Annotated in this window: 20 protein-coding genes; 2 read left to right on the top strand and 18 right to left on the bottom strand. The window is 56.3% G+C overall.

All coding sequences use genetic code 11. The annotated features are described in order from the left end of the window. Positions 1-66 precede the first annotated feature (66 nt). The 18 genes from AC1DCP_RS24035 to AC1DCP_RS23950 form a co-directional block, all read right to left on the bottom strand. The gene (locus AC1DCP_RS24035; protein ID WP_476774705.1) at positions 67-456 is read right to left on the bottom strand and encodes a hypothetical protein; all 390 of its coding nucleotides are present in this window, start codon (positions 454-456) and stop codon (positions 67-69) included. Further along, positions 453-764, bottom strand: coding sequence for an NAD(P)+ transhydrogenase beta chain (locus AC1DCP_RS24030; RefSeq protein ID WP_476774704.1), 312 nt, complete (start codon positions 762-764; stop codon positions 453-455). The genes AC1DCP_RS24035 and AC1DCP_RS24030 overlap by 4 nt, the downstream gene beginning before the upstream one ends. 3 nt (positions 765-767) lie before the next feature. Continuing rightward, positions 768-1484, bottom strand: coding sequence for a TIGR02594 family protein (locus AC1DCP_RS24025; protein ID WP_476774703.1), 717 nt, complete (start codon positions 1482-1484; stop codon positions 768-770). Between the two features lie 72 nt (positions 1485-1556). Further along, positions 1557-1934: a helix-turn-helix domain-containing protein gene (locus AC1DCP_RS24020; protein WP_045021085.1), complete on the bottom strand. Its 378-nt coding sequence runs from the start codon at positions 1932-1934 to the stop codon at positions 1557-1559. Between the two features lies 1 nt (position 1935). Then, positions 1936-2328, bottom strand: a complete 393-nt coding sequence (locus AC1DCP_RS24015; protein ID WP_476774702.1) for a phage protein GemA/Gp16 family protein — start codon at positions 2326-2328, stop codon at positions 1936-1938. Then, complete coding sequence (locus AC1DCP_RS24010) at positions 2325-2600, bottom strand: hypothetical protein (RefSeq protein ID WP_476774701.1); 276 nt, start codon at positions 2598-2600, stop codon at positions 2325-2327. The genes AC1DCP_RS24015 and AC1DCP_RS24010 overlap by 4 nt, the downstream gene beginning before the upstream one ends. Beyond that, entirely contained in the window at positions 2590-2889 is a 300-nt protein-coding gene (locus AC1DCP_RS24005) for a hypothetical protein (protein ID WP_476774700.1), read from the bottom strand. The genes AC1DCP_RS24010 and AC1DCP_RS24005 overlap by 11 nt, the downstream gene beginning before the upstream one ends. Before the next feature lie 8 nt (positions 2890-2897). Further along, on the bottom strand, positions 2898-3425 hold the full coding sequence (locus AC1DCP_RS24000) for a host-nuclease inhibitor Gam family protein (protein WP_476774699.1): 528 nt from the start codon (positions 3423-3425) through the stop codon (positions 2898-2900). A gap of 17 nt (positions 3426-3442) precedes the next feature. Then, a complete protein-coding gene (locus tag AC1DCP_RS23995; protein WP_476774698.1) occupies positions 3443-3718 on the bottom strand; it encodes a hypothetical protein in 276 nt (91 codons plus the stop codon). A gap of 13 nt (positions 3719-3731) precedes the next feature. After that, positions 3732-3938: a hypothetical protein gene (locus tag AC1DCP_RS23990; protein ID WP_476774697.1), complete on the bottom strand. Its 207-nt coding sequence runs from the start codon at positions 3936-3938 to the stop codon at positions 3732-3734. After that, on the bottom strand, positions 3928-4317 hold the full coding sequence (locus tag AC1DCP_RS23985; protein ID WP_476774696.1) for a MarR family transcriptional regulator: 390 nt from the start codon (positions 4315-4317) through the stop codon (positions 3928-3930). Before AC1DCP_RS23985 ends, AC1DCP_RS23990 begins: the two co-directional genes overlap by 11 nt. Next, complete coding sequence (locus AC1DCP_RS23980; protein WP_112650427.1) at positions 4299-4883, bottom strand: hypothetical protein; 585 nt, start codon at positions 4881-4883, stop codon at positions 4299-4301. The genes AC1DCP_RS23985 and AC1DCP_RS23980 overlap by 19 nt, the downstream gene beginning before the upstream one ends. Beyond that, positions 4883-5650, bottom strand: a complete 768-nt coding sequence (locus AC1DCP_RS23975; RefSeq protein ID WP_112650426.1) for an AAA family ATPase — start codon at positions 5648-5650, stop codon at positions 4883-4885. The genes AC1DCP_RS23980 and AC1DCP_RS23975 overlap by 1 nt, the downstream gene beginning before the upstream one ends. A gap of 26 nt (positions 5651-5676) precedes the next feature. Continuing rightward, a complete protein-coding gene (locus AC1DCP_RS23970) occupies positions 5677-7797 on the bottom strand; it encodes a transposase (protein ID WP_476774695.1) in 2121 nt (706 codons plus the stop codon). Beyond that, a complete protein-coding gene (locus AC1DCP_RS23965) occupies positions 7794-8252 on the bottom strand; it encodes a hypothetical protein (RefSeq protein ID WP_172874193.1) in 459 nt (152 codons plus the stop codon). Before AC1DCP_RS23965 ends, AC1DCP_RS23970 begins: the two co-directional genes overlap by 4 nt. Further along, positions 8252-9223: a ParB/RepB/Spo0J family partition protein gene (locus AC1DCP_RS23960; RefSeq protein WP_476774694.1), complete on the bottom strand. Its 972-nt coding sequence runs from the start codon at positions 9221-9223 to the stop codon at positions 8252-8254. Before AC1DCP_RS23960 ends, AC1DCP_RS23965 begins: the two co-directional genes overlap by 1 nt. Before the next feature lie 118 nt (positions 9224-9341). Next, positions 9342-10052, bottom strand: a complete 711-nt coding sequence (locus AC1DCP_RS23955) for a hypothetical protein (RefSeq protein WP_476774693.1) — start codon at positions 10050-10052, stop codon at positions 9342-9344. Then, positions 10049-10351 carry a helix-turn-helix domain-containing protein gene (locus AC1DCP_RS23950; protein ID WP_174065499.1) on the bottom strand — a complete coding sequence of 101 codons (303 nt, stop codon included), beginning with the start codon at positions 10349-10351 and terminating at the stop codon, positions 10049-10051. Before AC1DCP_RS23950 ends, AC1DCP_RS23955 begins: the two co-directional genes overlap by 4 nt. 146 nt (positions 10352-10497) lie before the next feature. Here AC1DCP_RS23950 and AC1DCP_RS23945 point away from each other — a divergent pair, with 146 nt between their 5' ends. Both AC1DCP_RS23945 and AC1DCP_RS23940 read left to right on the top strand, forming a co-directional pair. Then, entirely contained in the window at positions 10498-11301 is an 804-nt protein-coding gene (locus tag AC1DCP_RS23945; protein WP_476774692.1) for an XRE family transcriptional regulator, read from the top strand. 34 nt (positions 11302-11335) lie between these two features. Then, positions 11336-11953 carry a hypothetical protein gene (locus AC1DCP_RS23940; RefSeq protein WP_476774691.1) on the top strand — a complete coding sequence of 206 codons (618 nt, stop codon included), beginning with the start codon at positions 11336-11338 and terminating at the stop codon, positions 11951-11953. Positions 11954-12218: the final 265 nt, after the last annotated feature.

The raw sequence follows: 12218 nt of genomic DNA, 5'->3' as shown, positions 1-12218 counted from the left end.
CGCGCTTCAGCGGGCAAGGCCGGGGTGACATGGACCGTACGCACGACAGGTGGCAGCGATGGCGCGTTAGTCTGGGAGCAACTGGACGCGGCCACGATCAAGGCCAACGCTATTGCCGTTCGGTAGAGCCGCATTGGCTTTCTCCAAGGTGAGTAGTCTGGAACGCTGGTCGGCAATGATCTTCGCCGTCTCGGCACTGATCCGCGTGGCCTCTGCGGCCTGCGCCGTTTCCCTACGTGCCTGTTCGGCGTTAGATTTTTCAATCTCGGCCGTCCAATAGGCGTCCCGTTCGGCAACAGCGGATTGCCTAATATCGGCAAACATCCAGTTCAGCTTTTCCATTCCGCGATTGAAGCTGTAACAGCCCGCAAAGATCAGAAGGGCAACGATCAGGACCGGCAAGAAAACCTTCGAGAAAACCGGCGCGACCGCCTTCATAAGCCACGCCGGTATCATGGGGTTTCTCCCGAAGAAGAGTTCGGATCGTCGCGAGGATCGTAGCCGAAAGGGGAAGGCGAAGGCGAAGCGGATGGCGGGAAAGAGGCTTGCGAGGCGGCGAAGTCGAGGCTTCCGGCGAAACGATGCACCCCGAGAAGAGCAGCAATCAGGATCATCATGGATGGAACCACGGTGCCCGCGAGTGAAACGGCCTGCTCGCTGCCGTTCGCGCCTTTCCAGACCAGATAAATGACGATGAGCCACGCGAGCCAGAAGGAGGCCCAAATCTGGCGTTTGGACATGCGATAAGTCGGCTTTGCTGTCACGGATTACGCCTCGTTACGGGAGATCGGCGCGCCGGTCGCGGACAACTGGACACGACCGGGAACAGGCGCTTCACCCGTTTTCGGCCAGCGCGAGGCGACAAGCCTGCTTTTCTCGATGCGAGTGATAGAGACCGAATTGTTCTGGTTGCCGCCGAGAACATAATAATGGGTGCGGTCTTCACCGACATAGAAGCCGACATGACCGCCACCCGGACGCTTGAAGACGAGGATTGCGCCGACACAAACGGGCACGTCACGTCCGAAGGTGGACCAGTTCAGGGCACCAAGGGGATTGGATGGCAGAAATTCACCGGGCAGCGGTGTGGAAATCCAGTTCGCCACAGCCAGACCGCACCACGGAATATCGTCGTCGGTGTAATAACCCGCGATCCAGCTGCCGAGCTTCTTGGCCCAACCGATAATGACGGGATTGGATTTAGGGCCTGCGATTTCCTTCAGGCCCATGTAACGGCGAGCTTCACGCATCCAGACCGGCTCTACCGGTTGCTTGGGCGCTTCGACCTTCACCGTCGAAAGCCCCGGCTGCTTGCGCAACGCTTCGACCGTGGCGGCATCCGCCTTGCCCGTTTCAGGCAGCTTTTCTGCGAACTGGAGTTTCTTGATGGCGTCGATGACGGCGCGGCCGTGTGCGCCATCAATGCTGCCCGCATAAGCGCCGTGAAGTCGCAAGCGCCAGATCAACCATTGATCAAAATTCATAAGCATCCCCTGTCAGTCGGGGCAACCTATGATCTTGGCGGGATCAGAAAGTGAGGAAGACAGTTCCGGTCGTTAGGAAAACAGGTCCGGTTCTTCAGGGGGATTTTCGTTCGCGACCTCGCGAACCCACCGCTGCGAAATGCCCAACATGCGGGCGATGGCAGCGCGGTTCTTGCCTTGGCGTTCCAGCTCCAGCACGTCTGCGCGCACCGATCTACGCGGACGACCGTGCGGAATATAAATGAAATCACCGGCCAGAAGTTGACATACAGCTTTTCCATCCTCTTTGCCAAGAGCGATGAGGATAGGATGGTCGTCAGCCGGTTTCTTCGGAAACTTGATTTCGGTTCCGCCAAAATGCGCGATCAGCTTCAGGGCGACACCGATACCAACGGTTTCGGCAACGTCCTGAAGGCTTTCTGGCAGGTTTTTGACGGAGGAAATAGCCATATCAGCCCCGGGCCTCCATGGCTTTCAGGGTGTCGATAATGGGATTGGCTTGGGCAAAAGTTAGAAAATCTGGATCATCAACGCCGGAGCGCTTCTTGACGAACGTGCGCAATGCCTGCCGGGAACCATCTTCGATAACGCCCTTCCGGTGGCAGGATTTCCAGAGGGCATGGACAAGCCGGATATATGGCTTGGACGCCAGAGGCAGTTTCTTCGATGTCGGCTTGACCTTGAAGCCAAGCCGCTTCAGTTCATCGACAACGGCAAGGCGCTGGCCTTCTGTCATGCTGCGCAAGGAAGCGGATTTACCGACACGAAGCAGCAGGGCACGATAATCGGTTTCTTCCATACCGAGTTGCTCACGAGCGATGTTGATGACGGCCATCGTGTTCATGCCGCACCTGCCATTTCCGCTTCCACCATCGCGGCCAAGACCGCCTTCGCGAAAAACACCGGCGTAAATACACGGGCGTAGACGAATTCAATCGTCATTCCTTGCTGTTCGGCAGCAGTCCAATGCGCATCACGGCTTTCGGCGTCGGTGAAAACGGAGGCAATCGCCTCCGCTTTCGTGGGGCGGAAGCTATGCGGCAAAAGCGTTCCTTCGGGGCTGCAAAGAGCATACCCCTGCGCGAAGGATGGCGGGAGAGTGCGATCAGTACTCATTCGCACCCCCCATTTCCGTGGAAGGCTGCGCAGCGACCGGGCGCTGTCGCGAAGCATTCGCCATAGCCACACGCTCCCGGCCTGCATCAGTCAAGGCATAGCGAAAGCTGTTTTCGGCAATCCGGTCTATGCGGACGTAACCAGTCGGCTCCATTCGTCGGCAAGCTGCTGCGCAAGATGGCCCAAGCGATCCAGCCAGAAAGCTATCCGTCTTCGGATATTTTCCGTGCAGCCCGGAAAGCCGCTCCAGCGTTTTACGCTCCAGTCGGGTGAGGGCGATAAATGTCATACTGCACCTTACTGAACGGTGGAAATTTCAAGCTCGACCGGCTCGATTGCGAATACTTCGCCCTCTGATTTGATCGTGACTCCCGCGACTTTGCGCGCCGTGTCAGGGTCGTTCAGCATGGCTTCCTTGTTGATTTCCTCCTTCTCACGGATGAAAGCCTTCAGGCCGAGAGACTTGAGAGCCTCAAGAACGGCTTCAGCACCACGTATGGAAACGCTGGCAGGCAGGGAGCGCCATCGGACGCTGCCCGTACCGAAGTCATGGAATTTCACCTTGTCGTTATTGGTGAGGATCATGCGATTGGCTTCGCACCATGCCTGTACACCGCGCTCATGCTCCGCCAGCTCTTCGGCCATCATGGCGGTATCGTTTTCGAACCTCTCACCGATGAGCCTGATAGCTTCTTCGGCCGTTGCCTTTTGCGCGTGAATGGCGCGGCGAAGGGTGCCGATGCGGCCAACGGCCCATATCGCGTCCTGACGACTCTGCGGCACGCGAGAAATGGCCTTGGGTTTGCTTTTCTTTGCAGATTTCATGCTGTTATTTCCTTGTATCAGGCGGGTTCGTTGGGAGTGCTGGAAGGGGTGGTTTTGCGGGCGTTGGCGAAGGCGGGCAGGAAGACCACATTCTCCGCAAGCAGCGGGCGCAGATCGACCGGTGCAATGGTCACCGATTGGAGCGCCGCCTCCATGTCTTTCGCCTGCGCCTCGCAGGATGAAAGAAGGCTGGCGACAGCTCCGGCAGCTTCAGGCGGCAACGACGCGCCACCGGTCTCGTGGGCCTTCAGGTGAATTCGCAGGAGTGACAGGAGAGCCGAGAGCTTCAGCATCTTTGGGTTCCTTTCAGTGGTCGGAAACAAGGGCGATGGAAGAAAGAAGCTGACCGTTGAGCGGCACATGCGGGCGGCCGGTCAGATATTCGATGGTCATTTCCATGTGTTTCGCCTCCATCTCCATGAGGCGAAGCGTTAGAAAAAGCTCCGGGGCATCCAGTCCGCTAACGAGCGGCAACAAACGGTCGCGCAACTGCGCGGCGGCGTCAGACAGCATTCGTGACCTCCGGTTTCTTCTGGTTTTCGGGGTTTTGCGGGCACGATCTGCATGCCAGCCACTGTTTCAGTTTGGCGGGGTCGCTCTTTGCCATCGGGGCTTCGCGGTGGCTTTCGCAGGTGCCGGGAGCGATCGCATCACGAACATGCGGGCACCAAACCTGCTGCCCGTAGAGCGCCATGACTTTGTGGGCGATCTTCGCCTGCACTTTGTTCATGCCTGCGCTGTATTTCCCGGCGCAGAGCAACGATATCGCGGTGCGGGACACGCCCAACTCATCACCGATGTCCTTTTTGCTGCGCTTGGGCTTGGCAGCTTCAGCACGAAGGACATTCAGCCAGGTGGGATCGACAAGAGGCATCAGGCTTGCTTGGCGCATGGCACGTCCTCTTTCGTGTTAGGATCGTGAACCACGCCAAGTTTCTCGCGATAAAAAGGCGCTCTGAGGCCGGTGTTTTTGATCAAGCGATACCGCTTCGGGCCGTAGCTTCGCCCGAGGACGGACTTTTCCCTTTTCGGCATTTCGACGATGTAACCAGCCTCAACGAGGTGGCGCAGATATCTGCGCGCAGCGGCTTCTGGATGCCGGATCGGCCAATTCACGACCATGGTAATTTCGTGGGCGGTGAACGAGCCGGACATCCGGATGCAGGACCAGAAGCGCTGGTTGAAGTTATCCGCAGGTATCTGCCGGATGGATGCATGGGAGGAGACGAGCGCCAGAGCGCCCGTCCGTTTTGCTTTCACACCAGTTTTCGTGAGTTGATAGCAGCCAGCTCTTCGACGCTCGACAAAACCATGCTCCACCAATTTTCCGAGTGCTATGGCGACGACATAATTTTGCAGACCGAATTGCTCTGCGAGAACGTCCAGCTTCAGGCAGACCTTCTCTGGAAAATTCTGCAGGATATGCTCGTAATGTTTTGCGTACCGGTCCCGCTCCATCAGGCCAACTCCGGAACTAGGATGGGGCGATTGGTGCGCCGGTCATTCAAGATCGTCTGACCGGCCATATCGGTCATCGTGACGCCCTTCGGCCCGAGATCGGCGCGACGGCCGAATTTCTCGATATTGGCGATGGCTTCCAAAACCTCGCGATTGAAACCTTGCGAGACCTTCAGCACAAAATCCACGAGGCAATCCGCGACCTCGACCTCGCATTTCCGGTCCATCAGCAGCCGGATATCTTCACGGCTTGCCTTCTGGAATTTGACGCGCTGGCTAATACGGCTCGAAATCTGCGGGAACCGGGCGATATTATCGTTGATCCGGCCCATGCCGACCAAGATGACAGGCAATTCCAGCATGTCGGAAATGTCGCGGACGGTCTCCAGCAGAGACGCCTTGCTGGAGATATGATCTGCCTCGTCAATAACGAGACCGAAGGTCCGGCCCGCCATCTGCGCGGACGAATGGCGGCTGCCAAGTTCGCGCAGGATCGTTTCATACTTCTTTTCTATGCTGTGCGGCGGGCGAACCGGCAGCGCTTCCAGCAGTTCATTCATGAACCAGCCGGGTTTCCATTCCTGTTTGGCCCGGAGATATACCCATCCGCTTTGGGCTACCCAATATTTCAGCGTCGTGGTCTTTCCCAGACCGGGTTCGCCATCAACAACGCCGAGGCACGCCTCCTGTGCCCCGCGATCTTCCAGAGCAACCAACGCCGAAAGAAGGCGTTTTACGTTGCTGGTCTCGACAAATACGTTTTTCATGCGTAGTTCTTCCTCGTGTGTTGGTGTCAGGCGACGGCGCGGAGGACGTTTCGAAGGGCTTCCACGTCGATGCCTGACATTCTGAACAGCTCTCGTGCGACTTGCTGCTGGAGGCAGCGACGCAATACATCCGCCTGACGAGCTGTGATTTTTTCCGGATTTTCTAACGCCCACGCAGCAAGAGCTTCGTCTGTTGCAAAGGTCTGGATGCGGGTGACTTCAGCAACTCCGGTGGCTGCTGGAACGGTTTCGCCGTCACTGGTGACAAGCACCGGACCGGCTGGCACCGGCGCTGGTTCATGGTCGATGATCGGCATGAAAGTTTGAATTGAGGCGTCGATAAAACTGCCGGGTGACAGTTCCGCTTCGACTTCTGCAAGATGATCTTTCAGGCGACGGGCGCGGGCGTTTGCGCGCTTCTCCATCGCTGCCCGTTCCATCGTAAGCGGAATGTACCGCTCCTCGTTGCCTGCGAAGATTGCCACGCAGATCAGCCGGCCCATAAGCTCTTCGCCTGATTTTCGGTCGATCTCGCGCACCCAGACCTTGCTGGCGTCATGAATATCGTAACCAACCAGCACGTATTCGCCGTGGAACTCTTCCAGTGCCAGATTGAAATAGGTGTTGGTCAGCCACTCGACCATCGAGCGGGAGACCTTGCGTTTCACATACGGACGGAACAGGTCGTTCTTTTCATGTTCCAGAACCGGGACGATCTCGAAGCCGGTCGAAACGTGGTATTCCCAATACTGATCGGGCGACATTTTCCCCGGCAAGGACGAATGCGGCTTGGCGTTATAGGACGCTACGGCATTCACACATGCCGTTAAAAACTCCTGCCACGATGGCAGGCGGCTGGACGATCCAAACAGCTTGATATCCTTGCGGGTAGCCTTGAAAGAACGCTGCCGGGCCTGACGGTCCATGTCCTCGCCAATGTAGGTTTCGAACTCCTTGGACAGCGGGTTCCAGACCGAGCCGTTGAAGCGCTCGATGATGCCGCGTGCCTGCGAATTCTGCGGCAGCGAATGCAGCTTCGTGACGCCAAGGCGTTCGGTGACGCCGGTCAACTGATTGTCCAGCACGTCGTTTTTGAAGCCGGGACCACGGTCTACATAGAAGATTGCAGGAATACCGTTCTGTTCGCAGGCGTGACGAAGGGCATCGACAACACCGATGGTGTTTTCTGCCAGACCGAGGGAGAACCCGACGCAACGGCGCGTGGCAACATCCACGATGCTGGTGATTTCCGGGCGGAACGGTTGGCCGTGGATCGGGTGCGCGATTTCCGCGTCGAATGTCTTTCCGTCAGCCGTGTAAACACAACCCGGCAACAGATCGTCTGTCGAACGCAGGGTGTAGGCCATTCGGCTTTTGAGCGTCAGGGAGCCTTCACGGCCACGATGCTTTTCGACGTTGCCAAGGCGCGCCATAAGGCGGCGAACCTGATCGTAATTCGGCGGCATGATGTGCGCGGGGAGCGCCTTTTTGAACTGTTCCAGCGCATCGGTTAGGCAGGGCTTTTGCGGCTGCGCGTAAAAACGCAGGAACTGCCAGAACCATGACGGAATGCCCTGCTTTTCCTTGGTCGGCAAAGGTGCTAGCGCGCCGACGCCAACGGTGTCGCGCAGCTTGAACCAATCGTAAAGCGTGGCACGGCTAACGCTGGCCTTGTTGGCACGGTCATTGGCAACGCGCAGAATGGTTTCAGAGATTTCGATTGCTGCCGGATCGGCAAGAAACGATTGGATGGCCTGCCGCTGTGACATGCCGTTAGAAATCTGGTGCATGTCAATGGCAGACAGCACGGCAGAGCGCGCATTCATCACGTCGCGCTGGCGCGCCGTCAGGTTTGCCGTTGAAAGCCTCTCGCGCCGTGCAAGTTCTTGGCCCTTCTTCTCCTGCTGATTGACCAGCACCAATTCGCGGTTCTTCTCGTCATGCAACGCCGCCTGCAAAGCTTCCGGCAACAACGAAACGTGGTACTCCATTCCGCCGCCGACTTTATCGCGTTTGCGGCAAAGCGGGGATGCATCCCAATTCTCTCGATTTATATGATCTTGGACACGTCGCTTGCTATGCGGCAAAGCCTTCAGCTTGAGGCGAATACCGGCAGCTGCAATTTCCTGCGCGGAGTAGTAGCTCATTTCAGCCCCCTGACACGACCAGCTAGGGCATCGCGGCGGCGGGTACGTTCTTCGATCTCGCGGTCTTCGCGCCAGATTTCGATGATGTCTGCGTACCGCTCCGGCACGGCAACGAACCCGGCGAAATCGCAGACGAAAGCGAGAAGCTCATAGCAATCAGTTACTTCAAGCAGGGCTATGAAGCGCTCTAGCGTAATCTTGTGGTCACGGCGTGCAGGTGACGCATAGCAATCCAGCATGTTTTCCGTCACGCGCTGCCCAAGATGTTCCGACATGGCGTCCGCGATTTGGGCGCGAGACATGTCGGATTTCTGCATGGCGTGAGCGAGAACGCGGGCGATCTTGACGTCGAGTGTGCCGCCTTTCGATACTTCGGGATCGATCCGCGCCGCGACTTCGACCGGCGTGTAATCGCGGAAGATATCAAGGGTGAGTGAGTCGCGACGCTTCTTCATCAGATACGGCCCCGACGCTTGAGAGAGGCAATAATCCGGCCTTCGTGTTCGATAACGACATCATCCAGCTCATCGTCTTTCAGGCCGCCGAGAAACTTGCTCATTGTGGCAATGCTTTTCTGCAATTCCGCGAGGCGTGCATCGACTTGAGCCGCAACGATCTCACTTCCACCCGGCAACGATTTGAGCGTCTTTGTGACGGCAGCGACCTTACGCTCCGTATGGGTCAGCGCACGACCGTTGGCGATGATTGCAAGGGCGTCCGGCACGTTGGTTGCCTTCGGCGTTTCTGCAAAGAGGATATCAAGCACCTTGGCCTGATCTCCATGGGACTGGTCTGCCAGCTGCTTCAAACCGGCCTGATGGTCAGCCAGCCACGTTCCCGCGCAGCGGCTTCTGGAAGCGTCCGAAAGGTCTTTCCAGATTTTAACGGCGGCAAAAATCGCTGATCTGGACAGGCCAAGCTTGTCAGCCGATGCCTTTGTGAAACCGAATAGCTCTGGCGCATCAGGATCAGAATCCAAACCTTGGACTCTGGTTTCTGACTTACGGTCGCCGCCGTTCTTCGTTTCGGGGTGGAGGCTTTCGTAAGCGGCCTTCAGTTCATAAAGATGCTGGAAGCGGTCGAGCTTCTTCAGTTTCGGGCGAGCAAGGTTTTCCAAAACCTCTTCAATTCTGGCTTCTTCGTCGGACTTCGCTAGAGATACAGTCAGCGGAATAGCGGTCCAGCCAAGCAACCGCACCGCCTCAAGCCTCTTACGGCCAGCGACGAGGCGATAGCGATTTCCAACGGCGCGAACACGGATCGGGTGTTGCAATCCGGTGGCTGCGATAAGGGTTGCAAGTGCCGCTGCCTCTTCGGGATCAAAATGGCGGGCACGATCTTCGGGAATATCTATCCATGTAAGGGGAGCCTGAACCACGTCCGGCTTCGGCGGTTCAGCAGGTACTGTCGTCTTTGGTTTTGGCATTTTTCGAACCTGAAATATCGGGATTTTCGATGCGGAGCCGCCTGCTGGAGGCGGTACGGCGGCTCCGCTGGATCGCGCCGGACGCAAGAACCGGATCGGCGCAATGAAAGAAGGAAGATCAGGCGGCGGAAGCGTCGTACCTGTCCGCGATTTCGCGCAAGCGGCTGGCAACCAGCTTTGCCGCCTTGGCCTCGGCATCGCGTTTGATCTCGGCAAGCGTCGTCTCAAACAGTTTTGCGGCGAACGCTTCGAACTCATTGGACGAGCCAGCGCGGTCGGGTTCGGCAACAATGCCAACCACGTTGATGCGGCGTGTCTCCGGATCGATTTCGGCGGCGACTAGCGGGCGCTGAAAGGTAACTCCATCTGAAGACGGAAGGAGCGCATCGACAGCGGCGACATGCAGCTTGGCCCCCTTCGACGGCACTGGCTTCACCGGAAATTCCGGCAGAGCGGCGGCAAGCCTTTCCTGCGCGGTCACACGGCGGGCCTGACGCTCCTCTTCACCTTTTGCCACCGGATGCGCAGACGACTTCTGCTGCGGGACGACTTTTCCCAAAGCCGAAATTTCTCCACCTGGGCGGGGAATAAGGTTCGCCTGAACACCTGCAATCCAGCGCTTCACAATCGAGCGCGGTGGCGGCTCGATATGAAGGAAATGCAAGTCCTGCGCAAAGTCCTGATAGGCTGTCTGGCCGTTGTAGCTGACGGACTGCGCCTCATCCCAAAGACGGGCGGCGGGCTTGATGGCAGGTGCAGGCAAGTCGTGGAAGAATGGAATGATTTCACTGTCAGCGGAGCGACGGGAGTTTGACAACATGCTGTTCATGCCGCCACCATCATGCCAGCAGAGGCGTTAGATTTTTGACTTTCTAACGGTGGCCATTTTGCGCTATCCAATATGCCGGAGCTTTTCTTCGGGTAACGAGTCGGCCAGAGGTTTTCGGGCTTCTGGTCAATGAAGGCGGCAAGCGCGGCCTGTCCGTTGTAGTGAGTTGTGGTGTTCAGTTTCCGTAGCAGGGAGCGATGAAATCCATTTCTAACTGCGAGTTCAGTTAGCGTCATTCCTCTTCGATGGACTTCGGCCTTTATGGCCTGCCAGTCCATAACTGGCTTGTGTTTGCTCATGGTTTTTCTCCGCTGAGAAAGCGGGCGTTGCAGCGCCCGCTTTTTTGGGAACGTTTAGGTACAAGTGCGAAGCGCATAAGCGGTTCGCTGATAGGAGTATTAGCAGAGATTCTCTGTTTTGAAAACAGGGTTTGTCTGTTTTGCACATGGCTAGAACAGCGATCGCTAAAACCCCGTTGGGTCAAAGACTTACGAGCGTCAGGCAGGCGGTTGGTTATCCAAGCCGCAAGCCTTTTGCTGATGTTTTGGGAGTGCATCCTGAAACGTTAGGCGGTTACGAGCGAGGTGATTCGATCCCCGACCTCGATTTTCTTCAGCTCTATAAACAGAGATTTTCTGTTTTTCTGGATTGGCTGATTACCGGCGAAGGCCAGATGTTTACGCCAAACGACGCTATTGGCGTCGCGCCTCGGGTAGATTCGTTGATCCTTGATCCGGCGAGCGGCTCAGGTTCTTTCCTGTATCACGCTGCTCAGCATCTTGCCGAAAGCAAAGGTGAAGGCGTATTGCCCGCCACGCTTCAAAAGGCTGATTTCGTCAACTTGCCCCAGTATGATGTGAGAGCGTCGGCGGGGCGGGGGCTTATCCCCATCAACGAAATGCCGGTTTCACAAACAGCCTTTGAGCGCAGTTTTTTGCGAAGTCTCGGCGGTGCCCCAGACTTCTGCTTCATGATGTGGTCAACCGGCGACAGCATGTTTCCGACAATCCATGACAGCGCGCTACTAATTGTCGATTCAAGCCAAACCGTCGTTGATCATGGACGGATATACGTTTTCGCTGTTGGCAACGCCGTTTTGGTGAAGCGCGCAAAGTGGCGGATGGACGGCAAACTTGAGCTGGCATCCGACAATGTCGATGGCCATTATCCCGTCGAAACCTTCGATGCCGATCGCGTGGAGGATTTGGTGGTTGTAGGTCGCGTCATTTTTATTGGCCACCAATCATAGAGGATTAAGGCCGCGTCCTTTTGTGGAGATATCAATGTTTAGAAAGGCCTTGTTTTGCTCTCTGGCACTTGCGCTTGGGACAGGATGCGTTGCCGCTCAAGGACTAACGGTCAAATCAGAGCGTCTAGTGTTGGACGGCTGGTTTAAAGGTGAGCAGCTCGTAGTGACCGAGCGAAGCGGTAATGTTTACTCAGAGCGACAAGGCAAAACGTCAGAAGGATACCAGTACTCGATTTCCCGAAACGGAGCGAAGCTGATTGCAGGGCAGCAAACGTGGGGTGTCTCTTGTTCCGTCGATTCAATGGATGATAAAACCTACTGCCACTTGATGTTGATAGGTGGAATGAAAATATCGTTCTCCCCCCTCGACGCAGGAAGCTCTTCGGTAATTTGCTTGAATTTCAGCGATTTCACACCGGTGTCCGGAATGATCCGCTTCGATAAGCTGCCTGCACAGAAGACAGACAGAAAAGGGTGCGCGCTTGCCCAACCCTTCCGCGACATATCCCAAGCTAAGACTATAACAATCCGAACTGATCAGATGGGGCCGGATTATAAATTTGAGCACCAGTTGTCTCTTGATGGCTTTAGGCAGGCGTCGGAGCTTCTTTCGTACTTACGTCTAAATAGAGCTAATCTCTCATTCGACTAGAGATTTTCTAACGCGGAGTTTCGAAATTTGGCGCGTCCCACTTGAAAAGTGGTGTCGATTAACCCCCCGCGAAAAATTATTAATTCAAATCAACGATCTAGGCTAAGTGGGACGCAATGCGTCTAAGTGGGTCGTTTCGTCCCACTTAGAGTGCGGCGAATGCTTTGCCGTCTGATCCGAATTTTTGAAATTGACGGTGGGCAATTTGGCTCTTCCAACCGCTGCCATCGTTTTTTCTTCTTTTTTTTCAAAATGTTGTTCTTGT

Source organism: Agrobacterium sp. 10T429 (assembly GCF_056393925.1).
The sequence above is the reverse complement of the archived record's forward strand: the minus strand, read 5'-3'. Positions and strand labels throughout refer to the sequence as shown.

What these genes read in the sequence shown, in the direction of transcription:
- AC1DCP_RS24035 (WP_476774705.1), bottom strand. Translation starts at nt 456, where the DNA reads ATGATACCGGCGTGGCTTATGAAGGCGGTCGCGCCGGTTTTCTCGAAG.
- AC1DCP_RS24025 (WP_476774703.1), bottom strand. Translation starts at nt 1,484, where the DNA reads ATGAATTTTGATCAATGGTTGATCTGGCGCTTGCGACTTCACGGCGCT.
- AC1DCP_RS24020 (WP_045021085.1), bottom strand. Translation starts at nt 1,934, where the DNA reads ATGGCTATTTCCTCCGTCAAAAACCTGCCAGAAAGCCTTCAGGACGTT.
- AC1DCP_RS24015 (WP_476774702.1), bottom strand. Translation starts at nt 2,328, where the DNA reads ATGAACACGATGGCCGTCATCAACATCGCTCGTGAGCAACTCGGTATG.
- AC1DCP_RS24010 (WP_476774701.1), bottom strand. Translation starts at nt 2,600, where the DNA reads ATGAGTACTGATCGCACTCTCCCGCCATCCTTCGCGCAGGGGTATGCT.
- AC1DCP_RS24005 (WP_476774700.1), bottom strand. Translation starts at nt 2,889, where the DNA reads ATGACATTTATCGCCCTCACCCGACTGGAGCGTAAAACGCTGGAGCGG.
- AC1DCP_RS24000 (WP_476774699.1), bottom strand. Translation starts at nt 3,425, where the DNA reads ATGAAATCTGCAAAGAAAAGCAAACCCAAGGCCATTTCTCGCGTGCCG.
- AC1DCP_RS23995 (WP_476774698.1), bottom strand. Translation starts at nt 3,718, where the DNA reads ATGCTGAAGCTCTCGGCTCTCCTGTCACTCCTGCGAATTCACCTGAAG.
- AC1DCP_RS23990 (WP_476774697.1), bottom strand. Translation starts at nt 3,938, where the DNA reads ATGCTGTCTGACGCCGCCGCGCAGTTGCGCGACCGTTTGTTGCCGCTC.
- AC1DCP_RS23985 (WP_476774696.1), bottom strand. Translation starts at nt 4,317, where the DNA reads ATGCGCCAAGCAAGCCTGATGCCTCTTGTCGATCCCACCTGGCTGAAT.
- AC1DCP_RS23980 (WP_112650427.1), bottom strand. Translation starts at nt 4,883, where the DNA reads ATGGAGCGGGACCGGTACGCAAAACATTACGAGCATATCCTGCAGAAT.
- AC1DCP_RS23975 (WP_112650426.1), bottom strand. Translation starts at nt 5,650, where the DNA reads ATGAAAAACGTATTTGTCGAGACCAGCAACGTAAAACGCCTTCTTTCG.
- AC1DCP_RS23970 (WP_476774695.1), bottom strand. Translation starts at nt 7,797, where the DNA reads ATGAGCTACTACTCCGCGCAGGAAATTGCAGCTGCCGGTATTCGCCTC.
- AC1DCP_RS23965 (WP_172874193.1), bottom strand. Translation starts at nt 8,252, where the DNA reads ATGAAGAAGCGTCGCGACTCACTCACCCTTGATATCTTCCGCGATTAC.
- AC1DCP_RS23960 (WP_476774694.1), bottom strand. Translation starts at nt 9,223, where the DNA reads ATGCCAAAACCAAAGACGACAGTACCTGCTGAACCGCCGAAGCCGGAC.
- AC1DCP_RS23955 (WP_476774693.1), bottom strand. Translation starts at nt 10,052, where the DNA reads ATGAACAGCATGTTGTCAAACTCCCGTCGCTCCGCTGACAGTGAAATC.
- AC1DCP_RS23950 (WP_174065499.1), bottom strand. Translation starts at nt 10,351, where the DNA reads ATGAGCAAACACAAGCCAGTTATGGACTGGCAGGCCATAAAGGCCGAA.
- AC1DCP_RS23945 (WP_476774692.1), top strand. Translation starts at nt 10,498, where the DNA reads ATGGCTAGAACAGCGATCGCTAAAACCCCGTTGGGTCAAAGACTTACG.
- AC1DCP_RS23940 (WP_476774691.1), top strand. Translation starts at nt 11,336, where the DNA reads ATGTTTAGAAAGGCCTTGTTTTGCTCTCTGGCACTTGCGCTTGGGACA.